22 protein-coding genes and 1 pseudogene are annotated in these 25,273 nt (G+C 71.9%); 14 read left to right on the forward strand and 9 right to left on the reverse strand.

Features of this window, described 5'->3' with window-relative positions; translation table 11 throughout:
* Positions 1-16 precede the first annotated feature (16 nt).
* A complete protein-coding gene (locus ABD54_RS06870; RefSeq protein ID WP_047868569.1) occupies positions 17-277 on the reverse strand; it encodes a phosphopantetheine-binding protein in 261 nt (86 codons plus the stop codon).
* The gene (locus ABD54_RS06875; protein ID WP_082166718.1) at positions 274-1,533 is read right to left on the reverse strand and encodes an AMP-binding protein; all 1,260 of its coding nucleotides are present in this window, start codon (positions 1,531-1,533) and stop codon (positions 274-276) included. The genes ABD54_RS06870 and ABD54_RS06875 overlap by 4 nt, the downstream gene beginning before the upstream one ends.
* 797 nt (positions 1,534-2,330) lie before the next feature.
* Here ABD54_RS06875 and ABD54_RS28295 point away from each other — a divergent pair.
* Positions 2,331-2,480, forward strand: a complete 150-nt coding sequence (locus tag ABD54_RS28295) for a hypothetical protein (RefSeq protein WP_160313077.1) — start codon at positions 2,331-2,333, stop codon at positions 2,478-2,480.
* 77 nt (positions 2,481-2,557) lie between these two features.
* Positions 2,558-3,382, forward strand: a complete 825-nt coding sequence (locus ABD54_RS06880) for an AfsR/SARP family transcriptional regulator (protein ID WP_047868571.1) — start codon at positions 2,558-2,560, stop codon at positions 3,380-3,382.
* A 25-nt stretch (positions 3,383-3,407) separates the two neighbouring features.
* Here the strand turns inward: ABD54_RS06880 and ABD54_RS06885 are convergent, their stop codons facing one another.
* Complete coding sequence (locus ABD54_RS06885; RefSeq protein ID WP_047868572.1) at positions 3,408-4,436, reverse strand: helix-turn-helix transcriptional regulator; 1,029 nt, start codon at positions 4,434-4,436, stop codon at positions 3,408-3,410.
* Between the two features lie 235 nt (positions 4,437-4,671).
* On the opposite strand from ABD54_RS06885, the gene ABD54_RS06890 reads away from it, so the two are divergent.
* Positions 4,672-4,953: a hypothetical protein gene (locus ABD54_RS06890; protein WP_235431998.1), complete on the forward strand. Its 282-nt coding sequence runs from the start codon at positions 4,672-4,674 to the stop codon at positions 4,951-4,953.
* A gap of 720 nt (positions 4,954-5,673) precedes the next feature.
* On the opposite strand, the gene ABD54_RS06895 is transcribed toward ABD54_RS06890, so the two are convergent.
* On the reverse strand, positions 5,674-6,531 hold the full coding sequence (locus ABD54_RS06895) for a helix-turn-helix transcriptional regulator (protein WP_047868574.1): 858 nt from the start codon (positions 6,529-6,531) through the stop codon (positions 5,674-5,676).
* A gap of 175 nt (positions 6,532-6,706) precedes the next feature.
* Between ABD54_RS06895 and ABD54_RS06900 the strand changes: the two genes are divergently transcribed.
* From ABD54_RS06900 to ABD54_RS06930, 7 genes are all read left to right on the forward strand, one after another.
* Positions 6,707-7,537, forward strand: a complete 831-nt coding sequence (locus ABD54_RS06900) for an oxidoreductase (RefSeq protein WP_047868575.1) — start codon at positions 6,707-6,709, stop codon at positions 7,535-7,537.
* A gap of 297 nt (positions 7,538-7,834) precedes the next feature.
* The gene (locus ABD54_RS06905) at positions 7,835-9,553 is read left to right on the forward strand and encodes a SpoIIE family protein phosphatase (RefSeq protein ID WP_047868576.1); all 1,719 of its coding nucleotides are present in this window, start codon (positions 7,835-7,837) and stop codon (positions 9,551-9,553) included.
* Positions 9,554-10,008: 455 nt separating this feature from the next.
* A complete protein-coding gene (locus ABD54_RS26685; protein ID WP_082166719.1) occupies positions 10,009-10,713 on the forward strand; it encodes a bifunctional 2-polyprenyl-6-hydroxyphenol methylase/3-demethylubiquinol 3-O-methyltransferase UbiG in 705 nt (234 codons plus the stop codon).
* Positions 10,714-11,057: 344 nt separating this feature from the next.
* Complete coding sequence (locus ABD54_RS06915; protein ID WP_235431999.1) at positions 11,058-12,005, forward strand: SagB/ThcOx family dehydrogenase; 948 nt, start codon at positions 11,058-11,060, stop codon at positions 12,003-12,005.
* 4 nt (positions 12,006-12,009) lie between these two features.
* Positions 12,010-13,281 (forward strand): MFS transporter, encoded by a 1,272-nt coding sequence (locus ABD54_RS06920; RefSeq protein WP_047868578.1) that lies wholly within the window; start codon positions 12,010-12,012, stop codon positions 13,279-13,281.
* A gap of 128 nt (positions 13,282-13,409) precedes the next feature.
* Complete coding sequence (locus ABD54_RS06925) at positions 13,410-14,000, forward strand: TetR/AcrR family transcriptional regulator (protein ID WP_047868579.1); 591 nt, start codon at positions 13,410-13,412, stop codon at positions 13,998-14,000.
* A complete protein-coding gene (locus tag ABD54_RS06930; RefSeq protein WP_047868580.1) occupies positions 13,997-14,956 on the forward strand; it encodes an EamA family transporter in 960 nt (319 codons plus the stop codon). The genes ABD54_RS06925 and ABD54_RS06930 overlap by 4 nt, the downstream gene beginning before the upstream one ends.
* A gap of 18 nt (positions 14,957-14,974) precedes the next feature.
* On the opposite strand, the gene ABD54_RS06935 is transcribed toward ABD54_RS06930, so the two are convergent.
* The 4 genes from ABD54_RS06935 to ABD54_RS06950 form a co-directional block, all read right to left on the reverse strand.
* Positions 14,975-15,874 carry a virginiamycin B lyase gene (locus tag ABD54_RS06935; protein ID WP_047868581.1) on the reverse strand — a complete coding sequence of 300 codons (900 nt, stop codon included), beginning with the start codon at positions 15,872-15,874 and terminating at the stop codon, positions 14,975-14,977.
* A gap of 13 nt (positions 15,875-15,887) precedes the next feature.
* Positions 15,888-16,778: an alpha/beta fold hydrolase gene (locus ABD54_RS06940; RefSeq protein WP_047868582.1), complete on the reverse strand. Its 891-nt coding sequence runs from the start codon at positions 16,776-16,778 to the stop codon at positions 15,888-15,890.
* Positions 16,779-17,012: 234 nt separating this feature from the next.
* Positions 17,013-17,903, reverse strand: a complete 891-nt coding sequence (locus tag ABD54_RS06945; RefSeq protein WP_047868583.1) for a dihydrodipicolinate synthase family protein — start codon at positions 17,901-17,903, stop codon at positions 17,013-17,015.
* 98 nt (positions 17,904-18,001) lie between these two features.
* Positions 18,002-18,196, reverse strand: coding sequence for a hypothetical protein (locus tag ABD54_RS06950; protein ID WP_047868584.1), 195 nt, complete (start codon positions 18,194-18,196; stop codon positions 18,002-18,004).
* A gap of 377 nt (positions 18,197-18,573) precedes the next feature.
* Between ABD54_RS06950 and ABD54_RS06955 the strand changes: the two genes are divergently transcribed.
* Positions 18,574-19,374: an SDR family NAD(P)-dependent oxidoreductase gene (locus tag ABD54_RS06955; protein WP_047868585.1), complete on the forward strand. Its 801-nt coding sequence runs from the start codon at positions 18,574-18,576 to the stop codon at positions 19,372-19,374.
* 58 nt (positions 19,375-19,432) lie between these two features.
* Here the strand turns inward: ABD54_RS06955 and ABD54_RS06960 are convergent, their stop codons facing one another.
* Positions 19,433-21,475 carry a BCCT family transporter gene (locus ABD54_RS06960; protein ID WP_047868594.1) on the reverse strand — a complete coding sequence of 681 codons (2,043 nt, stop codon included), beginning with the start codon at positions 21,473-21,475 and terminating at the stop codon, positions 19,433-19,435.
* A 1,823-nt stretch (positions 21,476-23,298) separates the two neighbouring features.
* On the opposite strand from ABD54_RS06960, the gene ABD54_RS06965 reads away from it, so the two are divergent.
* The 3 genes and pseudogenes from ABD54_RS06965 to ABD54_RS06975 all read left to right on the forward strand — a co-directional run.
* On the forward strand, positions 23,299-23,706 hold the full coding sequence (locus ABD54_RS06965; protein WP_047868586.1) for a YciI family protein: 408 nt from the start codon (positions 23,299-23,301) through the stop codon (positions 23,704-23,706).
* Between the two features lie 6 nt (positions 23,707-23,712).
* On the forward strand, positions 23,713-24,858 hold the full coding sequence (locus ABD54_RS06970; protein WP_047868587.1) for an RNA polymerase sigma factor: 1,146 nt from the start codon (positions 23,713-23,715) through the stop codon (positions 24,856-24,858).
* Between the two features lie 181 nt (positions 24,859-25,039).
* Positions 25,040-25,273 (forward strand): annotated as a pseudogene (locus ABD54_RS06975) (hypothetical protein); the annotation flags it as partial.

Here is a 25,273-nt window from a genome sequence, read left to right on the forward strand (position 1 = left end):
AGGCCCGCGGAGCGTGTCAGACCCGCTGTCTGGTGTTGGACCCGACGAAGTCCGCGATCGCGTCGATGGTGCGAAAGTCCGAGGGGGAGATCTCGATGTCGGTGACGGGGATGTCGAAGGAGGACTGGATCCACTCCACGAGTTCGAGGAGGGAGAGGCTGTCGACGACACCGTTGGCGAGCAGGTCGTAGTCGCCGGGGATGCCCTCTCCCGCCAGGTCCGGGGCGTGGGCGGTCACGATGCGGTCCTGGATCCGGTCTCGGAGGTCGATGGTCATGTCGGCTGCCTTTCTAGGAGTCTTCGGATGGCGCTGTTCCGGTCGGTCTTTCCCGTGCCGGTGACGGGGAAGGGTTCCGTGGTGAGGAACGTCCGGCTGGGTACCGCTGTCGGGCTCAGGGCCGAGGAGACGGCCGAGCGCAGGGCGAGGTTGGTCACGGCGGCCCCCGGCTCGACGAGCACGGCCGCGAGGAGTTCCCTGTCCCCGGATTCCTTGCCCCGTGCCGTTACCACGGCGTCGGCCACACCGTTCTGGTGGCGCAGCACGGCTTCGACCGCGTCCAGGGACAGGCGCACACCGCGCACCTTGACCTGGCGGTCGCTCCGCCCGGTCAGACGCAGTGTGCCGTCGGCGTCCGTGGTGACCAGGTCGCCCGTGCGGAACTCGCGCCGCCCCTCGACGGTGCGCCAGGCGTCGTTCGGGGCGTTGACGTACCCCAGTGCCTGGAAGGGCGTGGATACGACCAGTTCACCGGTGCCGACCCCGTCGATGCCGTAGCGGACTCCGTCGAGGGGCTCGCCCAGCTCCCCGGCCGTCGCCCGGCGCAGGTCCACCATGAAGCTGTCGTTGGTCTCGGTGCTGCCGTAGACGCTCCACAGGTCGGCGCGGGGGAAGGCCGATTCCAGGTCGGACAGGGTCTCCAGGGGATAGAAGTCACCGGTGGAGACCACCGTGCGGACCCCCGGCGCGGGGACTCGGGCACCGGCGATGAGGGTGAGGACGACCGGCACGGCCTGGAGGAGGCTGACACCGTGCCTTCGGGCCGCCGCGGCCAGGGCGGCGCCGTTGGTGAGGTCCTCCTGGGGAGCGAAGACGACCCGCCCGCCCGCGGCCAGGACCGCCCACACGTCCAGGGTGGCGATGTCGAAGTTGATCGGCGAGAGGCTGAGGGAGACCGTGTCGGCCCCCAGCGCGAATCGGGAGCGCGCCCAGCGGACGAAGCGGTCGATGCCGCCGGGGTCGTGGGCGACGATCTTGGGCCTGCCCGTCGAGCCGGAGGTGGTGGTCCACAGTCCGTGTGCGTCGCGCGACCGCAGGGGGCCGTCGGCGAAGGAGCGCAGTTCCCGGCCGATCCGGGCGGTGTACCCGGCGCCCGCGTCGTGCGGGACCAGGAGCGCGGGACGCGGGAAGGTCTGGGCGGCCAGGACCTCGACCACGGCTCGTCCGCCACGGTCGGCCCGCACGACGTGGACGTCGTCGGGGGAGGCCCCGGGCACGGCCGCGTTCACCGCCGCGACCAGTTCCTCATAGGTCATGCTGCCATCGGTGAAACGCAAGGCGACGGATTCGGGCCGATGGCGGGCGTGGTCTTGGATCGATGCCCATACGGCAGGAGTAGCCACGGTTCTCGGCTCCTCAATTGCGGGTCCAGGGGATGTGCGTCAACAAATGCATGGGACGCGTGGAACGGCGTGTTCAGGCCGGTCCGGGTGGGGGTTCTGCCTGATTCGGGTGGCTGACACGAAGATTTCTCGGTCGTCCAGAGCAGAACATAGGCAACGCCGCCAAGGCTTGGCAATGCTCTCCGGAGAAAATCCCGTCAACCGTATCCGCGCACGAAGAACCGCGAACCCCGGACAGGGGGTTTCTCATTTCCCGGGACCGTCGTCCGACCACGCGTGGACTGGGAATCGAGCGGTCCTCGAGCGCCGTTCCGGCTCCCGTTCCGCCCCCGGAGGCAGTCTCAGCGCTGCTCCTGGCGCGGCGGGCCGGGACGCCGGCGCCCTCGACGCGAACGCTCCGCGCGGCGCGGCCGGGGACGGGTCGGGACCCCGGCCGGGAGCGTCGCCTTCCAGCGTCGGGTGCGCGGCCCCGGAGCGGGCGGGGGTCGCGGGCGGAAGCGCGGCTCTGGCAGCTTGGTGCCATTGCAGGAGCATGCCAGTCGATCGTGCTGACATTCCCCGGCCCAGTGCCGATCATGGAACTCGGGCAGGCGGACCGGGAACGCTGATTTCCCGGTCCGCCTGGTCTCGAAGCGAATTCCATAAGTCATACAGATCACTGTCGTTGCTGCGGAAACACCCGGCACACAGAAAAAAGGGAAGTGACCTTCATGGACAGGACCACGCGTTTCCTCTGGGCGGTCGGCGTCGCGATCGTCATCGCGCTCGCTGGCGGCGGTTCCGCCCTCGCCCAGGACACCGCGAACCCCCTGGAGGGCCCCGGGGACGCCTCCAGTGAGAGCGGCGCCGGCTGGCAGTGAATCCGGGCGGCCGAGGGGCGCCATCGAGGGGGAGCCCGGCTCCCGTAGTCGGAACGTCGGTCGTAGGGAGAGATGACATGGTGGACTTCACGGTTCTCGGCGGGCTGGAGATCCTGAGGGAGAACCGGGCGTGCACACCCAAGGCGCCGAAGGTGCTCCAGGTCCTGGCGCTGCTGCTGGTGCGGGCGAACCATCCGCTGCCCATGGGCGCCCTGATCAGGGAACTGTGGCGGGACCGCCCGCCCAAGAGCGCGGTGACGACCGTGCAGACGTACATCTACCAGCTCCGCAAGGTCATCGAGCGGGCGCAGCCCCCCGAGCACGAACCCGAGGTCCTCCTCACCCGCTCCTCCGGATACCTGTTACGGGTCGACCCCGAGCGCTTGGACGCGCTGGTGTTCCAGCGGCTGCTCGGTGAGGGGCGCCGCCTCCTGGAGGAGGGCCGGCCCGGCGAGGCATCCGAGCGCCTGGGCCGGGCATTGGACCTGTGGTCCGGGCCGTGCCTGTCCCACGTCTCCCGCGGACCGCTGATCGGCTCCCACGTGGTCCGGTTGGAGGAGCAGCGGCTGCACGCACAGGAACTGCGCGTCCGGGCCGACGCCCTGCTGGGCCGTGACCGGGAGTCGATCGGTGAACTGCGGTCCCTGGTGATGGAGTATCCGCTGAACGAGTGGTTCCACAGCCAGCTCATCCGCGCGTTGAGCCGGGCCGGGCGCCGCGACGAGGCGCTGACGGCCTATCGCTGGCTGCGGTTGGCCCTCGCCGAGGAACTCGGCCTGGAGCCCTCCCGCGAACTGCAGAGCCTGCACCAGGAGGTGCTCGGCGCGAGTCCGGCGCCCCCGGCCCGTCGGCGGCGGCCGCACGCCCGGCGGGAGGCGCCCGTCCCCCTCGCGGTGAAGTGAGATCCGCCGCCGGGTCGGTCGGTGCTCAGCCCGCCTTCTCCCCCTCCGCGGCTCCGTCGAGGGAGGAGGTGTCGACCCAGCCCAGCGCGGTCGCCAGGACACCGGCCTGGAAACGGCTCCGGGCGCCCAGCCGCCCGCTCAGGTCCGCGGTGATCCGGCGTGCCGTGCGCACCGACACCCCGAGCCTGCGGGCGATGGTCTCGTCGGTGTTGCCCTCCGCTAGCAGGTTCACCACCGCCTGCTCCTGGGTGCTCAGGCCGTGACGGCCGCGCGGGGCGCTGGAGCCCAGGGGGCTGGCCGCGTCCCACACGTACTCGTACAGGGCCAGCAGGGCCGTGACGGCGCCGGAACCGCGCAGGACCAGGGCACTGGCGGAGGAGTCGTCGGGATCGGCGGGAATCAGCGCGGTGGTGCGGTCGAAGAGGATCATCCTGGTGGGCAGGGTGGGTACCGTGCGGATCCGAGCGCCGAGCTCGGACAGGTGGGAGATGTGCCGGACCGTCCTGGGGTCGTTCATCACGCTGTCGAGGTAGACGTCCCGCAGTTCGACACCCCGTTCGAGCAGCATCCGGTCCAGTGGAAGGCTCGCCTCCAGGTTGTCCTGCGTCTGCGCGCCCCCGTCCGCGAACGTCCAGAACGAGTGGCGGCATTCGTGCGCGAACTCCTCGATCCGCAGACGGATCGCGTCGATCCCGTGGAGCTGCTCGATGTCCGTGGCCGCGCGGATGCGGTGGCTCTCCTCGAACTCGGAGACCAGTTGGGTGATGGCCGAGCGGGCGGTGGCCAGTTGCTGCTGGCGTTCCAGCAGGTCGGCCTCCTGCTGCCACAGCAGCGATTGCAGACCGAACTCGGGCCGCACCGGGATCAGCTTCTCGGACTGCTCCCACGAACGCCTGACCAGGGACAGCCGGGCCAGTTCGTCGAGCGCCGACCGCACGCGTTCCACCGGCCAGTCCAGGAGGAGCCCGAGGTCGCTCACTCCGGCCCGGGGCTCGGCGAACATCGCGCGATAGACACTCACCGCGTCTTGACCGATTCCGATCGATCTGAACACGACCCTCCTCCAGCCGTTGCCCGTCCGCCGAGCTCTTGGAGCGCAAGGCACGACGAGCACAACGGCGTATCGGAGCGAAGACGCGGTCTTCGCGGAACTTCCTTGGAAATTATGGAGTCCGCGGGGCGTGCCCGCAAGAGTACTTCAGGGTCCCTTCGAAAAAGGGCCGAACCCTTGCGCGTTCCAGGTGTGCTAACGGTGCCCCAATGAACAGGCGGCGAATAACATGAGAATCATGTGCCTGCGGTTGGCAGTCCGGGATCCGTTTCCCCTCCGAGAGATTCAGGAAGCGGTGTACGCCTGCTCCGGGCCCGATGACATGTTGGAACACCTCTATGTCGAAATGTGTGACGACCAGGCAGAACTCGTCTTTTTCCTGCACGAGGACGTCGGGGACCGCGCGACGGCAACCGTCCTGCGGCTGTGGAGGAACGCCGTGCGCGGCATCCCCTCGCTGGAGGAGTGGACCGTGCTGGAGGCCGGCCCCGTCCACCCCGCCGACCCGGGTCTGTCCTGACCTGTTCCGCCCGCCGTGAGCGCGACGCGGCGGCCACGACGCTCCTGTCCTGGACCGGTTCGTCCGGAAGGACCGCGCACAGGACTCCCCGGAGAGACGGGATCATCCCCTGAAGGGACCCACCACGTGGACGCGGCGGGCCGCCGGGCCGAAACACGAGCGGGGACTCCGCCGCTCGTCGGGACCGTTTCCCGCCAGCCTCGGGACCTCGCACGAAGGGGAGCGCGGAAGGAGAACTGCTACGCCGCGCCCCGTCCAACAGAATGGGAAAAGCCCGGCGAACCCGGGGCGTCGACGGCGCCGGCGCTTCGCTGCCAGGACCGTCTTCCGGGCGCAGAGCAGTCTCCGGGAATTCGCGGATTCCATGGGGCCGCGGGCGAGTGCGGATTTCCCGAGGCCGCGAAGAGGAATTCAGGGCTGCCGTGCCGCCGAAGGTCCATGTCTTCGGAGGCGTCGGCGGGGTTTCGTGTGGACAGGTTATTCGCCGACGGTCGGCGCTGTCCGAGGGACGAGGGCGCCGTCGCATGCCCGCGAAGGGGGCGCGCCGACCCGTTCGCCGCCGCCTCGTGGTGCGATCGGCCGGTGACAGCCCGGTGCCGTTCCTCCTCCGGCGGGGAAAGGGGATTCCGAGTTGAGGGAATTCCGGTGCCGCCCCGGTCGGGCCCGCACCAGCGCGCCGGGGAGGACGGGAGCGGGGCGACACCGCGGGCCTCGGCCCCGCTACGGGCGCCGTGAGGGCTCGGGGACCGCGATTCGGAGCTGGAGGCGGGTGAGCTTGTCGTGGTCCAGGGTGCCCGGCTCCGCGCTGAACACGACCACGCGCAGCTCCGTGCCCGGCACGGCCAGGGTCTGGCAGTCGAGGTCGAGCACGCCGAGTTCGCCGTGGTCCACGCGCTTGCGCAGCGTCGCGCGCGGCCGCACGTCGTGCCGCCGCCACTGCGCCGCGAACCCGGGATCGCGCTCGGCGAACTCGCCGACCAGCCGCCGCAGAGCGGAGTCGTGCGGGCGGCGGGCCAGCGCCTCACGCGTCTGGGCCGCCGCCTGCGCCTCGAACCCGCCCGCCGTCCCCGGCGGCGCCGAGCACACTGTTCCGCCCAGGCGCACGGACAGCCGCAGCACGTTGCGCTCGGCCGGGGCCAGCGCGGCGAAGTCCGTGATCAGCGCGGACGCCAGGCCGTTCCAGGCCAGGACGTCGTGGCGGCCGTCGCAGACGTATGCGGCGACCGGGCCGAGCCGTTCCAGCAGGGCGAGCACCCCCGCGGGGACCTGTTCGGCCGGGCCCGGCCGTGCGGTCGGCGCGTGCCCGGCGAGCCGGGACAGGTGCGCCCGCTCCGCCTCGGACAGCTCCAGGGCACGCCCGATCGCGTCGATCACCTGCGGTGACGGGCGCGGAGCCCGGGCCTGCTCCAGCCGCTCGTAGTAGTTCGCCGAGACCCCGGCCAGGTCGGCGACCTCCTCGCGCCGCAGTCCGGGTGTGCGCCGCGCGCGCCCGCCCGCGGTCTCGGGCAGGCCGACGTCGCCTGGGCGCAGGGCCTCGCGGCGGGCGCGCAGGAATCCGCCGAGTTCTCGCTTGTCCACGCCTCCAGCCTGTCACGCCCGCGCCCGGCCGACCACGGACCACTGGTCCGGGGACGACGCGGCCGTTCCCCCGCGCGGTGAGCCCCGCCAGTGTGGCGGAGGACGGACCGAAAGACACGGGCCGGACGAATCGAATCAGGCGCAGACGGACCGAACATCCGAAGGGACCGAAGACATGGGCATCCTCGTCACCGGCGGCACGGGCAACACCGGCCGCCCCCTCACCGAGGCGCTGCGGGCCCGCGGCGCGCACGTGCGCGTGGCCAGCCGCGGACCGGGCCCCGGCGGCGTGCCCTTCGACTGGGCCGCCCCCGAAACGCACGCCCGGGCGCTCGACGGCGCGCGGGCCCTGTACCTGGTGCCGCCGCCGATGACGCTGGACCCCATGCCGGCGGCCGGGCCGTTCCTGGAGGCGGCCCGGGCCGCCGGGGTGCGGCGCGTGGTGCTGCTCGGCTCGCTGGCGCGGCTGTCCGAGGCCTCAGGCGTCGCGGAGCTGGGCGAGGCCGTGCGCTCCTTCCCGGAGTGGGCGGTGCTGCGTCCGTCGGGCTTCATGCAGAACTTCACCGGGTCGCACCCGGTGGCGGTGGGCATCCGCGAGCGCGGCGAGATCCGCTCGGCGACCGGCGGGGGGAGGCTGGGGTGGATCGACGCCGCCGACATCGCGGCCGTCGCGGCGCAGTTGCTCCTGGCGCCAGGACCGGTGGCCGACGAGCACGTGCTCACCGGCCCGGAGTCGTTCGGCTACGCGCGGGCGGCGGCGGTCATCGCCGAGGCCGCCGGTCGGCCGGTGCGCCACACACCCTCCCCGGCGGCCGAACTGGTCCGGCGCAACCGGGACGCGGGCATGCCCGAGCCCTTCGCCTCGGCGCTGGTCCGGGTGGACGCCGACATCGCCGGGGGCAGCGAGGACCTCGTCACGGACACGGTCCACCGCCTGACCGGCCGCCCGCCCCGCGCCTTCGCCGACTTCGTCCGGGCCCGCCCCCGGGAGTGGTCCGCGGCGTGAGCGGCGGACCGGTGTCCCCGGGGCCCCGTACACCGGGGTGAGGCGAGGCCGTCGCGCACGGGCGCCCTGGTGTACGTTGTCCGAGGTGGTCGCGGCCGCCGCAGGCCGGTGGAGGCCACGAGCCCCCGGCGCCGGCGCCCCGCCGGCACCGGCCGCCGCGGGACTCGTCCCGCCCGTCGAACGGACACGAGCGTTTCCGGCCTGACGGCCCTTCGGGGGCGTGGCGGACACGCGCCGGGTGCGCCCGACCCCCCAGCCGGGGAGCGTGCGGGCGGGCCTACGAGACAAGGAGCCGCTGTGAGCGATGGTTCTGGTACTTACAGCGATTCGGCCGGTCCGTCGGATCGGCACCGGTTCCCCGCGGAGGCGCTGGACCGAGTGAACGCGGGCGTGTACGCGGTCGACGAGGGGGAGCGCCTGGTCGCGGTCAACGCCACCGCCCTGCGCCTGCTGGCCCGTTCGGCGGACGAGATGCTCGGGCACGACGCCCGGTCGCTGCACCGGGACGCCCGGGGCCGGAAGGCCGTCGAGGAGGCGGACGGTGCCTCCCGCGGGAGGCCCTCCGGCCCTTTCCCCCGCGCGGGGGAGTCCTGGTTCGAGCGCGGTGACGGCACGCTCCTCCCCGTGTCGTGGTCCGCCGTCCCCTGTGAGCCCGACGGTTCCCGGATCGCGGAACTGGTCTTCTTCCGGGCCGTCGAACAGGACGGGGGGAATCCCGAGGCAACCGCCTTCCGGACACTGTCGGAAACGGAGCGGCTGGCCCTGCTGGCCGACACCACCGCACACCTGATCAACAACGTCGACGTGGGGAAGTCCCTGCTCCGTGTGGTGGAGCTGATGCTCCCACGACTCGCGGACTGGGCGATCATCGACCTGATCACCGAAGGCGACGAGGTCTTCCGCTCCCTGGTCGTCCAAGCGGACCGGGGCAGGACCACGGTGCGCGAGGACCTGCAGGGTCCGATGCCTCCGGTGCCCGAAACCTCCGGCATGCCCCTGTCCAAGGCCCTGCGAGGCGCCGCCTCCACCCTCGTCGACCGTGAGGTCTACGCCGGTCCGCCCGACACGGGTATCGCGGTGGAGCAGCGCAGGCTGTTCGAGGTGACGGGCATCAACACCGCGGCCATCGCTCCCGTCCGCGGGCCCCGGGAGGTACTCGGCGCCTTGACCCTGGGGCGCACGGACCCGCAGCACCCCTTCGCCCGCGACGACCTCGCCCTTCTGGAGGACATCGCCCGGCGCGTCGGCCTGGCCCTGGAGAACGCGCGCCACCACCAGCGCCAGCGCCAGGTAGCCGAGACCATGCAGCGCTACCTGCTGCCCCAGCTCCCCCGCCTGTCGGGTGTGGAGATGACCGCCCGGTACCTGCCCGCACCAGACGTCTCGCACGTCGGCGGTGACTGGTACGACGCCTTCCCCCTGCCCAGCGGCGACACGGCCCTGGTCATCGGTGACGTCGTCGGTCACGACCTGGACGCGGCGGCCGGGATGGCCCAGCTCCGCAACATGCTCCGGGCCTACACCTGGGCCCGGGAGCAGTCCCCCCACCGCACGCTCGAACGCCTGGACCGGGCACTGGAGCACATCAGCGACGTCCACATGGCCACCCTCGTCCTGGCGCACCTGACGGTCGACGAGGCCGGACGGTGGGAACTGCTGTGGGCGAGCGCCGGGCACCCCCCGCCCCTGCTCGTCCACCACGACGGCATCACCCACTACCTCCAGGAGGGGAGCGGGGTCCTGCTCGGCACGGGGATGCCTCGGCCGCGCGCCGACGCGCGCGTCGCCCTGCCGCCCGGGTCGACGCTCGTGTTCTACACGGACGGCCTGATCGAAGCCCGGGGGCAGTCACTGGACACGGGCCTCACACGTATGCGCCAGCACGCGGCGTCCCTCGCCCACCGGCCCCTGAACTCGTTCGCCGACCAGTTGCTGGAGCGCGCGCGGCCGAGCAGCAACGACGACGACGCTGCCCTGCTCGCGATCCGCGTTCCGGCGGACCCGGCCGACGGCTGAGGCGACGGCCGTCCGGAGAGGGGGCCGGACCCGGGCCCCGCACGCACAGGCCCCCCGACCGCTCCACCCGGACGCCCCGTTCCTCGGCGGGCCGGGCGGGGACGGCGTCCCCGAGACCACGCCGACCGGCTCCCCGCAAGGTCCCCACACGCTCTTCCGGTACCCTCGTGCCCGTCCGCGTGAACCCGTTATTTCTCTGCGAAAACTTCGGTGACCTGGCTTTCCCCCGAAGAATCCACCCGGTTCGGGCGTGCTGTCCCACCACTGGTGTCCGTATCTGGCCAGACCCTTGACGGGGCACGGTGTCTACCATAATTTCTACTCAATCGCCTGAGAGCTGAATTTGGAGGCCGGAGATTTACGATCATCCCCCCTCGGCGTCTCCCCTGGAAGCCTATGAAGGGCTTGCCAGCCAATACGACGCGACATCGAGAACTCCTGACTACTACCGCTGGATGAATCTTTTCAGTGACCTCCTGAAGGAATTCAGGGTCCCCGGAGAACGGCTGGTCGATCTCGGCTGCGGCACCGGGAACAGTTCTGTGGAACTCCACAGGAACGGATACAGGGTCACCGGGGTCGACCTCTCCCCCGCGATGGTCTCGGTGGCGGAGGGCAAGGAGGAGACGCGGGGGATCGATCTCCTCGTCGGAGGGCTGGCGGATCTACCCCTGCCGTCCGGGCGATTCGACGCCGCGGTCTCCGCGGGCGAGGCGTTCCACTACCTCTCGGGGGACCAGGAGTTGGACGCGGCCTTCGCCGAGGCCGCCCGGGTACTGGTACCCGCCGGACTCCTGATCGTGGAAGTGAACACCGAACTGTCCTTCCGCGCGCTCTCCCAGGCTCCCAACATCCGCCGTTCCGACGACGGGTTCATCGCCTTCTTGCCGCTGGCCCCGACCGGTTTCGTCCCCGGCGCATCCATCGACCTGGAGGCGCACTCCTTCGCTCGGGTGCGGGATGAACTGTGGGAACGCTCCGTCACGCGGCACCGGCTGCGTCACCTGACGCACGAGCGCCTCCTCCAAGGCATCGCCTCCGCCGGCCTGGAGTTCGTCTGCGTCCGCGGCTTCCACGCGGGAGCCCTGGAGGAGGGCCTGGACGACGCGAAGCACCCCAAGGCTCTGTACGTCGCCAGACGTGCAGATTCCGCGGACTGACTGCGGAAATCCCCCCGTCGGATCATGGATCCGACAGCTAAGGAGAAGGCCATGATCAAGATCGAGTCCGTCGAAGAGCTGACCATCATCATCCAGTTCAGCGCCAGCTAGCACGCGGCCTGAGGAGGTCGGCCCCTCATCGGGGCCGACCTCCTCGTTTTCCAGGGAGCGGTACTGTGAAGTACAGGTCAGCGAAGCACCTCGAATGCTTCTGGGACGCGTCCGGGTTTTTCGTCAAGAACCCTCTTACGAAGGCGAAGATCAGCACCGAACCGATCACGGCGAGCGTTCTCCACGCTTTTTCCGATTTTCGGTCGGTATCCGATGTCGCGCGGGACCTGGGATTGGACGAGGACGTTCTGGAAAGCGCGGTTTCCTCCCTCTCCTCCCTCGGTTTCCTCGAATCCGAGGAGCAGGGGGGCGCCGGAAGCGGGTCGGAGGGGTTCGACGCCTGGGCGCCTTGGGGGAAGGAGGGTATCTCATTCCACTTCTCCACCAGGGACGCTCCTTTCACGAAGAGCACCGACGAGGTCCGGGAGAAGCTCACGAAAGACCCCTCGCCTCCCGTGTTCAAGGAGTACAGGGACGCGGACAGGATCTTCCTCCCCCGTCACCAGAATGACCCCGGACGCTCCTTCCACGAGGTCCTCTACCGGAGGAGGACCCATCGGGACTTCGTCGGCGCGCCCGTCGGGCGCGAGGTCTTCTCGACCCTGATGGCGATGACCTTCGGAGCGAAGGACTTCATCGACGCCGAGCAGTTCGGCGCCCTCATGCTGCGCACCAGCCCCTCCGGCGGCGCCCGGCACGAGTTGGAGGCGTACGCGGTCGTCACCGACGTGGCCGGGATCGCTCCGGGGGCGTACCACTACAACGTCCGGGAGCACTCCCTCGAACTGCTCCAGGAGGGCGGGTTCCGGGACCGCCTGACCCGGGCGTGCGACTCGCAGTCAGGGGTGGGTGAGGCGCCCTTCTCCGTGGTGGTGACCTCGGTCGTCTCACGCCTGAGCTTCAAGTACCGCCACCCACGCGCCTACCGGGTCATGCTGATGAACGCCGGGCACCTGGGCCAGACCTTCGTCCTGACGGCGACAGCGCTGGGGCTGGGCCCCTTCCAGACCGCCGCCTTCAACGACTCGGCCGTCGAGGCGCTGCTGGGCGTCGACGGGGTCCGGGAGACCGCGCTGTACGTCCTCTCCGCCGGCGTCCCCGCCGTGGACGCCGACGGGGAAGCGGTCCTCGCCCACCCGCCGATGAGCGTGGAGGGATACCGCAGGGCCAGGTTCGAGTAGCCGCATGGACACCGACTCCTCACAGACCAGGGGCGACCCGTCGGCGGTTGGGCTTGGGGGAGCCTTCCACCGCTTCTGGGCCGGACACACGTCGGCCAACCTCGGCGACGGCGTCCTCCTGACCCTCTTCCCGCTCATGGCCGCCGCGCTGACCTCCGACCCCCTCGCGGTCTCGATGCTGACCGCGGCGGCCTACACGCCCTGGCTGCTGTTCGGCCTCCACGCCGGGGCGCTGATCGACCGGATCGACAAGCGCCGCGCCATGGTCGTCGGCAACATCGTGCGCTGCGTGCTGCTCGGTGTGCTGGCGCTGCTCTCCTGGTTCGGCCCGGTCCCCGTCTGGGGGCTTTGCCTCTTCGTCCTCGCGCTGGCGGTCTGCGAGGTCTTCCACGACGGCTCGGCCCGGGCGCTGCTGCCCGCGCTGGTGGCGCGCGGCCTCCTGGTCACGGCCAACAGCCGCCTGCAGGGGACGCGCGTGGTGGCCTCGGACTTCCTCGGCGGCCCGCTCGCGGGACTGCTGTTCTCCCTCTCCGCTGGGACGGCGCTGCTGTTCAACTCGGGGGTGTACCTGGTGGGGGCCCTGTTCCTGCTCGCCGTGCCCGGTGCGGTGCGCTCCCTCGGCGGGCGGGGGGAGGACGAAGGCGGGCGGGCGCCGGTCGCGGAGCGTCCCTCACTGACCCGCGAGGCGCTGGAGGGGCTCCGGCTCGTCAGGGACGACCGCGTCCAACGGGGGTTCGCCGCGGCCGCCGCCGTCTGCGGGTTCGCCACCGGCGGGGTGTCGGCCGTCCTCGTCCTCTACATCACCCGGACCCTCGGCGTCCCGGAGGCGCTGTTCGGGGTCTACACCATGCTGTCCCCCGTGGGGGCGCTGGCGGCCTCGTTCCTGTGCGCTCCGTTGGGGCGGTGGCGCGGCCACGGCCCCCTGCTCGTCGCCGCCCACCTCCTCGGGGGAGGGGCCCTGCTGACCATGGGACTCTTCCCCGGCGTCGTCGTGGGAGCCCTCGCGCTGGGCGTGTTCGGCCTGGCGGCGACGACGATCGCCGTGAGCGCGGGCTCCATCCTCCAGGCGGTGACGCCGGAGCCGATCCTGGGGCGCGCGTCCATGGCCCGCATGCTCCTGGCCCAGTCCTCCGTTCTCCTGGGTGTCCTCACCGGCGGCCTCCTGGGCGGGCTCGGACTCCCCGCACCGTTCGTCGTCGCAGGAGCCCTCCTCCTGGCGGCACCCCTGGTGTTCGGCCGCGTGTTCCGGGAGGGGGCGGAGCGCGCCGGGGTGTGAGCGGCCCCGGGCCGGGTCCCCTCCGTGTCCCGCGCCCCCCGGCGGGCCTGCCCGCCGGGGGGCGCGGGAGGCGCCTCTCACCGGCTATAGGTAGACTGGTCTACCTACTACGGCACGGGAGGTGCTCCATGGCGAACGCCGAGGAGGTTCGGCCGCGCGCGGGCTCGGCCCGGGAGAAGCTGCTCGCGGCGGCGGCGCGGCTCTTCTACGCCCACGGAATGACCGCCACCGGCATCGACGCGGTCACCGCCGAGGCCGGTGTGGCCAAGATGAGCCTGTACAACAACTTCTCCTCCAAGGAGGAGCTGACACTGGCCTACCTCCAGGAGCGGCACCGGGAGTGGCTCGACCTGTACCGGCGCCGACTGGAGGAGGCCCACACCCCCCGGGAGGGGGTCCTGGCGGTTTTCGACGCCTACGTCGACCACGCCTCGGCCGCCTACGAGCACGGGTTCCGCGGCTGCGGGCTGCTCAACGCCGCGGCCGAACTCCCCGCGGGCGCGCCGGGCAGGGAGCGGGTGCGCGAGCACAAGGAGCAGGTCGAGGCGCTCGTGGCCGGGCACCTGGAGCGGATCACCGACCCCGACACGGCGGCGAGCACCGCCCGGCACTGCTCGTTCCTGCTGGAGGGTTCCATGGCCCGGGCCGGACTGGAGGGCGCGCCGGACCGGCTCCTGGAGGCACGCGCGATCGCCGCGGCCCTGGTGGACGCGCTGTGAACCGCCACCGGACGCTGGGCATCGCGGCCATCACGGTCACCTCCGTCCTGTGGGGCACGACCGGCACCGCCGCCACCTTCGCCCCGCAGGCCGGGCCCCTGGCGATCGGCTCGGCCGCCCTGGGGATCGGCGGCCTGCTCCAGGCGCTCATCGCCCTGCCCGCGCTGGCGGCGGCCCGATCCCGGCTGAGGGAGAACCTGCCCCTGGTGGCGGTGGGGGCCCTGGCCGTGGGCGTCTACCCCCTGGCGTTCTACGGCTCGATGCACCTGGCCGGGGTGGCGGTGGGCACCGTGGTGTCCCTGGCTTCGGCACCGCTGGCCTCCGGCCTGTTGGAGCTGGTGGTCCAGCGCACGCCGCTGAGCCGGTGGTGGACGCTGGCCGCGGCGGTGGGCATCGTCGGCGGAGTGCTGCTGTGCGCGTCGAACACGCCCGCATCCGCCGCCTCGCCCGGCGGGACCGCGGCCGGTGTCGCGCTCGGGCTGGTGGCGGGCCTCACCTACGCCGCGTTCTCCTGGGCGGCGCACACGCTCATGGGGCGCGGCGTCGACCGGGCTGCGTCCATGGGGGCGGTCTTCGGCTGCGGCGGAGTGCTGCTGATGCCGGTGCTCGTGCTCACCGGCGCCCCCCTCCTGGCCTCCGCGCAGGCCTTCACGGTGGCCGCCTACATGGCGCTGGTGCCCATGTTCCTGGGCTACCTCTTCTTCGGCTTCGGCCTGACCCGGGTCCCGGCGAGCACGGCCACCACGGTCACGCTGAGCGAACCCGCGGTCGCGGCGCTCCTGGCGGTCCTGGTCGTCGGGGAGACGCTGACCGGCGCGGGGTGGTTCGGGCTGGGGCTCATCGCCCTGGTCCCGGTCGTGCTCGCCCTGGCACCGTCCTCCGGCCCGGGAACGCCGCCCGTGGAACCGGCCCGTGCGGCGGGCACACCCGCGAACGCGGACCGCGAACCGGCGTGAGCGCCGGGTCGCGGGGCCTCACGGCGCCAGGGAGGCGATACCGCCGGTCTCCAGGGCCACCCAGACCGTTCCGTCCGCGGTGACCGCGACGCCGTGGGGTTCGCGGGAGGGCGCGGGCAGGTCGAACAGGTCGATGCCGCCCTCCGCCGTGATGTGCCCGACGCGGTTCGCGCCCCACTCGGTGAACCAGCAGCCCCCTTCGGGGTCCGCGGTGATGGCGTGGGGGCGTGAGTCGCGCCGGGGGAGGGGGAACTCCCGGATGTGTCCGTCCGTGGTGAGGCGGCCGATCTGACCCGCGCCGATCTCCACGAACCACAGGGCGCCGTCCGGACCCGCGGTGATACCCACGGGCCCCGCCTGGCCGGTCGGGAGGGGATGAAGGGTCACGTCCCCGCCGACGGTGACGCGGCCGACGGCGTCGGCCTGGTTGAGGGTGAAGTACAGGGCTCCGTCGGGCCCGGAGGCGATGAACGACGGGAACCCTCCCCTCGTCGGCAGGGGGAACTCGGTGACCTCCCCGTCGGTGGTGATACGGCCGATGCGGTCGGCGTTCATCTCGGTGAACCACAGCGCCCCGTCGGGCCCGGCCGTGATGCCGAAGGGCCGGGCGCCAGGGGTCGGCAGCGCGAAGGAGTCGGCCTTCCCGTCCGCGGTGACGCGGCCGATCCTGTCGTCCTCGGCACGGGTGAACCAGATCGCGCGGTCGGGGCCCGTGGTGATGAGCGAGGGCGCGCACGCGGTGGAGTCCAGCGGGTACACGGTCGCGGAGCCGTCCGGTGCCATACGGGCGATCCTGCCGTGGTGGACGAGCGTGATCCACAGCGAACCGTCGGTCCCGGCGGTGATGCCGTACGGGCCGGAGCCCTGCGCGGCCACGGGGTACTCGCGTACGGAACGCTGCTGGAGGCGGTGTGTCACAGGTGTTCTCCGGTTATGCGGTGGGTCGGGCGCGCACGGCGTCCCAGACGACGCGGGCGAGTTCCTCCGGGCGGGCCATGGGCACGTTGTGGTGCGCGCGCATCTCCACGAGTGCGCGTTCCGGGCGTGCGGCGACGACGGCCCGTACCTCGTCGCGGCGCGCGGCGTACAAGCCCCGGTCGGGAAGGACGACCGTGAGCGGGCGGGTGAGGCGCTCGTAGACGTCCACGCTGGGGTAGACGGCCGCGTCCGGCGCGGGGGCGCTGATCACCGCGATCTGCTCGGCGGTCGGACGCCGCAGCCGCGCGTGCTGGTCTTCGCTGAAGGAGCGCTCCAGCACGCCGCGCACCAGGCCGGGGCGGCAGTCCCTGTCGAGTTCGTCCCCGGGGGCCTCCCGCGCACCGCGCTCGATGTACTCGCGCGCCTGTTCGGGGGTGGCGGACCATCCGTAGCCGAACCGGGCGCGCAACCGCTCCATCGCCTCGGGCGTGGTCCAGCGCTCCTGGTCGGCCACGGCCTCCTCCCGGGTGTCCAGGACGAGCCCGTCGACGACGCACACCGCGGCGGGGCGGACCAGCCCGCCGGCGGCCACGGCGGTGACGGCGTAACCGCCCGGCGAGTGCCCGACCAGGACGGGGTCCTCCCAGCCGAGGGCCCGGACCGCACCGGCGAGGTCGCGCCAGTACTGCTCCGCGTCCTGGGAGTCGGCCCTGGTCCGGCCGTGTCCGCGCAGGTCGACGGCGACGACCCGGCAGCGGTCGGTCAGACGGGCCGCCACGTCCGTCCAGGCGGCCGCGTTGTGCCCGCTGCCGTGAACGAGGAGGACCGGGGCGCCCGCGCCGCCGAAGTCCAGCGCGGCCAGGGCCTCGTGGCCGAGGTCGAGTGTGGTCTCTCGGGTCCGCACCGGAACATTCTGGGCACGGTGCGTCCCGGCCGCAACCGTATTTCCCGTGTCGCGGCGCGGACCGCTGGGGGCTGCCTCCGGAGCCGGTGGACTCGGGGACCGTCGTGGGCAACGGCTTCGAGCGGCCCGTGCGAGTCGGCTCCGAGAGCCCGTTCCTCCTCTCCCGCGCCCGAGCGGCTGCCGGGGACGCAGGCGCGGCCACACGCTCCCGGGGGGCGTCCCCACCGGCGCTGTTCAGGCCAGGCCGAGCTGTTCGACCACACGGGCCACCCGCTCCCGCTCGGCGGCGGGCAGTCCCAGGATCGGGCGGGGCAGGCAGCGCGGGGCCACCAGCCCCAGGCGTTCGGCGATCGCGGCGATCACGCGCAGGCTGCCGTGGGAGGCGAACAACTCCCACAGCGGGCGCAGCCGTTCCGACTCCGCCGCCGCCCCCTCGGCGTCACCGCTCAGGGCGGCGCGGACCAGGGGCAGAGCGGCGGCGGGCAGGGTTCCGCCCATCACGGAGAACCAGGCCCGGCAGCCCGCGTTGAGCCCCGTCGCGGCGACGCCGTCACCGGAGACCCCGATGCTCACGTGGTCGGGCACGGCCGCGCGGACCGCCGACACACGATCGCGGGCGGCCGCCGGGTCCGCGGGAACCGGCGGGATCTTGATCGCGGCCACGGCGGGCAGCGAGGCGACGCGCGCGTACAGTCCGGTCGAGAAGGTGAAGCGCGTCGTGCCCGGGTTGTCGTAGACCACCAGGGGCACCGACAGTTCGGCGGCGACGGTCGCGTAGAGCTCGAACACGTCCTCGTCGGTGAGCGGCTGATAGCTGACCGGGGCCAACAGCACGGCGGACGCACCGGCCTGCTGGGCGTCCTGGGCCAGGGCCTGCACCTGGGAGGTGCGCAGCGCGCCGATACCGACGACCACGGGTGTGCCGTCCGCGTGCTGTACCGCCGTCCGGGCCGCGCGGCGGCGCTCCTCACGGTTCAGGTAGGCGTAGGAGCCGGTCGAGCCCAGCGCGCCGATGGAGTCCACGCCCGCCTCCGACAGGCGGGTGATCAGCCCCGCGTAGGCCCGCTCGTCGAAGCGGTCGTCATCCAACGGGGTCAGCGGAAAGGCGCTCAGGCCGGTGAACAAGTCTTCTCCCTCACGTGTGCGGTGCGGGTGTGGCGGCCGGGCGCCCCGACCCCCCGCGGGTCGCGGGAGCCTCGGCGAACACCTCCCGCACGGTCGTGCTACCGGGACCGCTGGTGCGCCTTCCACTCCCGGTGGAGCCCACGCCGGCGCTCGTACTCCCTCTTCGCACGGTGCTGCGGATCGGTCTCGGGGGTCAGGGAGGCGGGGCCCATGACGTGCAGGAGCGCGTAGTTGATACGGAACCCGGTTCTGTACAGCAACGAGAACGAGTCCTTCCCACGCGGCTTGTCCATGGCCGTCCACCTCACCGTTCCCATGATCGCGGACGCGCGCCGCGAGAGTGCGAGAGAGCGGGGAGCCCGTCGCCGCTGAAGCGGCGGACCTCCCCGCTCAGCAGCGTATCCGCCCGGTTTCCGACGCCCCGTCCGACCCGTCCTGTACGAGTACGGCCCCCGAACGGCTTCGCGGCTTCCGGCACCGCGGCACCCGAACCGCCGTCCGGGCCGCGCGGCGGCGGTCGCCCCGCCCCCAGCCTGCGGGGCGGGCCCCTCACCAGGGCGGCGGACATCGGCCGATGTCAACCTCTGTTGACCGCCGGTGGTGGTCGTCATACCGTAGGGGCGCGCGGTCGGCCGAACCGGCGGCGCCCCCTTCTGTGAAAGGCACCCACATGGCCACCATCCTGGTCACCGGCGCGTCGGACGGACTCGGCCGAGCCCTGGCCGAGGACCTCGCGGGGGCGGGGCACCGGCTCCTGCTCCACGGCCGCGACGCCGGACGGCTCGCGCAGGTCGCCGCGGACACCGGCGGCGAGGTCTACCGGGCCGACCTCTCCTCCCTCGCCGGAGCCGAGCGGCTCGCCGCCGAGGTCGCCGCCCGCCACGACAGGCTCGACGTGCTCGTCAACAACGCCGCGGTGGGCTTCCGGATCGACGGCGCCGAGCGCACGACCTCGGCCGACGGCCACGAGTTGCGCCTGGCGGTCAACTACCTGGCGCCAGTGCTGCTCACGAGGGAGCTGTTGCCGCTGCTGCGCCGGTCCGCTCCCTCGCGGGTGGTCAACATCGCCTCCCGGGGGCAGCAGGAGTTGGACCTGGAGGATCCGCAGTTCGAACGCGGCTTCACCGAACCCGCTGCCTACCGCCGGTCCAAGCTGGCCCTCGTCAGCCACACCCTGGATCTGGCCGGGGAACTGGTCGGCAGCGGGGTCACGGTCAACTCCCTGCACCCGGGGACCTACATGGAGACCTCCCTGACCAGGGCCGCGGGCGTGGAGTTCCACGACCCCCTGGAGAAGGGGGTGGCCGCCACCCGCCGTCTGGTGGACGCCCCCGAGCTGGAGCGGGTCAGCGGACGCCACTTCGACGACGGCGTGGAGACACCGCCCTCCGTCCCCGCAGCCCTCGACCCCGGGTACCGCCGTCGCCTCGCCGAGCTGACGAACGAACTTCTGGAGAAGTCCGGCGTCTGACGGGCGGGGCGGGCCGGCACCCGGCGTCGGCTGAACGGCGGAGGCCGGGGCGGTGGAGTCAGCGTTCCTCGGGCACGGCCCCGGCCTCCGGAACCCCGTCGCGGTCCTCCCGTGCCGCTACGGCCCCTTCAGGGGTGGTCTCCGAGGTCTCACCAGCGGCCGGGTCGTAGCCGTCGGCCCACTCCCCGGTCCCGAAGTCGAAGCCGACCGGTTCGCCCTCCTCGTTGGTGCGCTGGTACCACTCCGTGTAGCTCTCGTCGGTGGAGTCGATACCCGCCCCGGCCCCGTCCCCGGGCCGTGATTCCACGACCTTCAGGGAGAAGTCGTCGCCGTAGCGGTCCACTCCCTCGGTCACGGCGTTGTCCATAGCCGTGTCGATGTAGTGCATGCGCAGGGTGAGGGGATCGGTGCGCAGTTCCCTGAACCACGCGACGACGGCGAGGACCAGTACGAGCGCGAAGGGCACCGCGGTGACGATCACCAGTTGCTGCAGGCCCGTCAACGCCGTCGCGTCGCCGAGAAGCAGCATCACGACCGCGATCCCCGACATGACCAGGCCCCAGAAGACGACCACCCACAGGCGCGGGTTCTGGTCCCCCTGCGTGGTGAGCATGCCCATCACCACCGACGCCGAGTCGGCGGCGGTGATGAAGAAGATCGCGAGCACCACGATCACGACGAAGGGCAGCCACTCGACGTACGGCAGGTTGTCGATGAGGACGAAGAGCACCTCGGGCGCGGGCATGCCCTCCGTGAGACCGGGGGCTCCCTCCCGGTACATCCAGATGGAGGTGCCGCCCATCACCCCGTAGGCGACGAAGAGCAGCGAGGACGGGATGATAATCGTGCCGAGGGTGAACTGGCGGATGGTGCGGCCGCGGGAGATGCGCGCGAGGAAGATGCCCACGAAGGGCGACCAGGAGATCCACCACGCCCAGTAGTAGACGGTCCACAGCGACTGGAACTCCTGCGTCTCGGGGCCCCACGAGAGCGACCGGCCCATCATGTCGAACAGTGAGCCGAGGTACTCCATGACCGCCGAGGGGAGCAGGTTCAGCAGGAACAGTGTGGGGCCGAGGAAGAGGAAGACCGCGACGATGCCGATCGTGAGCACGATGTTCACGTTCGACAGGAGCCGGATGCCCCTCGCGACGCCCGAGACCGCCGAGATGACGAAGCCGACGGTCAGGACCGCGATGATGACGACCAGGGTGTTGTTGGTGAGGTCCCCGGCGCCCGACACGATGCTGACGCCGGAGCCGATCTGCATCGCCGCGATACCGAGGGCTGCGGCGGTGCCGAAGAGCGTGGCGATGATCGCGAAGATGTCGACGAGCTTTCCGGCGAAACCCTCCGTGAGCCGTCGGCCGAACAGGGCGCGGAAGATCGAGGACATGAGCAGGGGGCGGCCGCGGCGGTACGCGGCGTAGGCGACGGACCCGCCGACCAGCGCGTAGACGGCCCACGCGTGGAAGCCCCAGTGGTAGTACATCTGGGCCAGGGCCGTGTGCAGGGCCTCGACCGACTCCGGCTCGTCTGTCAGCGGAGGCGGTGAGATGAAGTAGCCCAGCGGCTCCGAGGGCCCCCAGAACAGGACCGCCACACCCAGTCCGGCGGCGAACAGCATGGCCGTCCAGGAGAACGTGCTGAACTCGGGCCGCTCGCCGTCCTTGCCCAGCGGGATCCTCCCGTAGGGCGAGAACGCTATGCCCAAGGTGGCGACGAGAACGACGATGGCCACGACGTTGAACATCCAGCCGAGGTTGTCGGTCGACCAGTAGAACGCCGTCTCGGCGACCGCGGCGACGCTCCCCGGCGACCAGATGCCCCAGACGACGAAGGCGACCGTCAGCGATCCGGCGATCGCGAAGACGAGCCGGTCGACCCGGTAGCTGCGGCGCTGGTCGTCGATCGAGATGCCCGGGACGAGGACCGGGTGTGTGTCGTGGGGGTAAGCGGGGTGCTGGTAGTCCAGGCTTCCGAGCGCGGCGTGGCCCGTCCGGCCCCGCGAGCCCGGAACCCGCTCACCGCCTTTTCCATCCTCGGAATCCTTGCCGTGGCGGCTCGTCTGCTCTTTGTCTTTGTACGGTTCTTCGGGCATGGCGAACACAGCCTCACGAGTAATGGAGCAGGGGCGCGAACCGTGCCCGGGGGCACGAACGCACGCCGGAAAGGTTGACGAAAAGGGCGGGAGGACCGGCGGCCACGTCGCCCGGACCCGGCGGAACTAGCAGCCGCCGCCGTCGGGTGCGCCGCCGCACAGTACGTGTGTCCCTGCTGGCGCGCGCCGATGTCGGGGAGCTCCGGTCACCGTTCGTCGCGGTACCGGTCGGATGTCCTGGACGGCTCCCGGCCGCGGCTCACCGTTCCGCCGACCGGTCAGCGTGCCCGCTCGCCGGTCGTTCCCGGGCCCCACCGCGCCGGTCGGACCAGCGGGGTGGCCGGGCCGCCGGGCGCGGTTCGGGCCGTAGGTCCTCTTGTGAGCCCGCGCCCGGATCGGCCTTGCGCCGACGATGCGAATTTCGACATGAGCGACGACAATAACTGTGGCGCGGGAAGTTGTCAACCGGAAGGGTGGAGATTTGGTGTGGAATTCGGATTGCGCAACCGCGGCCGGGGATTGTTTCCCCTCGCTTTCTTTTATATTTCCAGGGCCTCGATGAGGCGGTCCGCGCCCTCCTCCGAATGCGTCTCCCGAGCGCAAGTCAGGAACCGGAACACCGTCAGCCGCTCCCGCAGGTCCGTTGTCCGGCGCACCATTGCTTCGGCATGACGGCGCTCGTTGCCCCACGGCCGCGGTCGGTCCTTGGAACGAGGGGCCCTGCCGTTTCCGGGCGGGCTTCGGACCGGCTGTTTCCTGCGGCCGTGCGCATCGCCTGGCGCGCCTCATGAGTCTGGGCGACCGTGTCGCGCTCCGATGCGGAGTGCCGGTGCCGGTTTGCTGGCCCGGTCCAGGGCCGGATCGTTTCGAAACCGGGTTCGCGAGACGCCGGCGCTGATCGCCGTTACCCGGAAACCCGTTTGAAGCCCGCGCCGACAGGACGCGGTAATAGCCGCCGCCCCCCCTGTGCCGGTAACGTCCACAAGCGGACAGGGTTCGGATCGGCAGCGTGCCGGAACGACTCCTCCGACTTCGAGTACTGCAGGCTCGAAAGGAGCCGCTGGCGGGTTGTTCATATACTCCACAGGCCAGCAGCCGACAGCGTCCGAGCACAGGGCGATCCCCGGTCGCAGCCGTTGTAGAGCGTCCCCAAACCGTCCCTGAGAACAGGTTATGGCTGTTCACTCACACACCAGGCCTTCCACCGACCGCACGAGTGCGGCCGAAGCGTTCAACGAACCACCACAGGGTCCGTCACTAGGCGGTGCCCCGTCCGCGACCGGCCCGGCCGAACGATGGCGCCCGAGGCGGCGGCACTTCCGAAGCGCTTCCTACCGCGGCTGGCGGCACGGTCGACGCGGTGCTGACAGCCACGGCGCGTTGTCCGGGAAGGCCCGTGTCAGCCGGGAGGGGAGGGCTGTCAGCGCGGTCCGGGGTGTTCGCCGGGGTGTCCGGCCAAGCGTGCGAACAGGGCAGGTGGCGCTGACAGGGCAGGTCAGGGCCGATTTCGGGTGTTCGTTCTGACGCCCCGACCCACAGTCCTCTCCCTTCTGCCGTCTGTGCGGGGGAGCGGCGGGCGCGGCCGGCTCCTCCGAAGGCGAGGCCCACGCCGTCGGACGCACACGACGCGAAGCGGCTTCCCGCACCCGTCCGCGGTCCTGCGGCACAGTGGAGGAAGCGGACACCGAGAAATCCGTCGGAGAAAGTCGCCGCGGGATGTCGAGAACCCGTGCGCGGCTCCGTCCCCGGAGTGAACACGGCCCGCGACGGGCCGCACCGCACCCGGCCCGCGCGGGCCACGAGAGCGACCCACGGAGGAGATCATGGCCAAGTACCTGCTGCTCAAGCACTACCGAGGCGCACCGGCACCCGTCAACGACGTGCCCATGGACCAGTGGACGCCGGAGGAGGTCTCTGCCCACATGCGCTACATGCGGGACTTCGCCGACCGGCTGGAGGGCACCGGCGAGTTCGTCGACGGCCAGGCGCTCTCACCGCAGGGCGCGTTCGTCCGCTACGACGGAGAGGGACGGCCGCCGGTCACCGACGGCCCGTTCGCCGAGACCAAGGACCTGATCGCCGGCTGGATGGTGATCGACGTCGAGAACTACGAGCGGGCGGTCGAACTGGCCGGGGAGCTGTCGGCCGCGCCCGGGGCGGGCGGGAAACCGATCCACGAGTGGCTGGAGGTGCGCCCGTTCCTGACCGCGCCCCCGACCATCACGGAGTGACACACCATGGATGAGGCCCTTCTGCGGACCCTCACCCCCACCGTGATCGCCGTCCTCGGCCGCCGCGGAGCGGACTTCGCCTCGGCCGAGGACGCCGTACAGGAAGCCCTGGTCGAGGCCGTGCGCGTGTGGCCGGGCCACCCGCCGCACGATCCCCGGGGCTGGCTGGTCACGGTGGCCTGGCGCAAGTTCCTCGACGCCGCCCGCGCCGACACCTCCCGGCGGCACCGCGAGGTACGCGTCGAGGCCGAACCCGCGCCCGGTCCGGGCGGGGCGGTGGACGACACGCTCCGGCTGTACTTCCTGTGCGCGCACCCGTCCCTGACACCGGCCTCGGCCGTGGCGCTCACGCTGCGCGCGGTCGGCGGCCTGACCACGCGCCAGATCGCGCGGGCCTACCTCGTGCCGGAGGCGACCATGGCCCAGCGCATCAGCAGGGCCAAGCGGACCGTCTCGGGCGTCCGGTTCGACCGGACCGGCGACGTCGCCACAGTGCTGCGGGTGCTCTACCTGGTCTTCAACGAGGGCTACTCCGGAGACGTCGACCTCGCCGGTGAGGCGATCCGGCTCACCCGCCAACTGGCGGCCGGAACCGACCACGAGGAGGTCGCGGGGCTGCTCGCGCTCATGCTCTTGCACCACGCCCGGCGCCCGGCGCGGACCGGACCCGACGGCGGGCTGGTGCCCCTCGCCGAGCAGGACCGCGGCCTGTGGGACACCCGCATGATCGACGAGGGCGTCGGCGTGCTCCAGTCGGCCCTGGCCCGCGACCGCCTGGGCGAGTACCAGGCCCAGGCCGCGATCGCCGCCCTCCACGCCGACGCGCGCACGGCCGAGGAGACCGACTGGGCGCAGATCGTCGAGTGGTACGACGAACTGGTGCGCCTCACCGACAGCCCCGTGGCCCGACTCAACCGGGCCGTCGCGGTCGGTGAGGCCGACGGCCCGCGGGCGGGGCTGGCCGCCCTGGCGGAGGTGGACCCCTCCGTGCCCCGGCACAGCGCCGCCGCCGCGTACCTGCGTGAGCGCGACGGCGACCCGGCCACCGCGGCGCGGCTCTACGCCGAGGCCGCCCGGTCGGCGCCCAACCTGCCCGAACGCGACCACCTCACGCGGCAGGCCGCACGGCTCAACGCCCGGCTGCGCGGTTGAGTCTGCCTCCCGCTTCGGAAGGACGCCGAGGTCGCGGTTGTTGAAGCGGCCCACGGGTCACCGGTCCGCTCTCGCAGTGGGCTTCGGTTTGGCCGCACCCGTGGCCGGATGGGGCCATCCCCCTTCGCGGCGGTCCCGCGGTGGCCTACCGTGATGGCCCCCATGCCCCCTGGAGGCGCCGATGGACGGCAAAGGTGTGCTCGTACTGCTTGTGGGCCTCGTGGCGGGCATGTTCCTCGTGGCCTTCGTCGGAATGGGACTCCTGAGGCGGGTGATGGACGGAGACGACTCCGCGGCCACTCCCCTCGTCCTGTTCGTGGCGGGAACCGCCGTGGCGGTGATCGTCCTCAACGCCTGGCTGGACTCGCCCAAGGGCGGCGGTGGCGAGTCCGGGGGAGGGGGCGGCGGTGGAGGC

The sequence above is a fragment of the Nocardiopsis sp. RV163 genome (genome assembly GCF_001029525.1).
Taxonomy (GTDB): domain Bacteria; phylum Actinomycetota; class Actinomycetes; order Streptosporangiales; family Streptosporangiaceae; genus Nocardiopsis; species Nocardiopsis dassonvillei.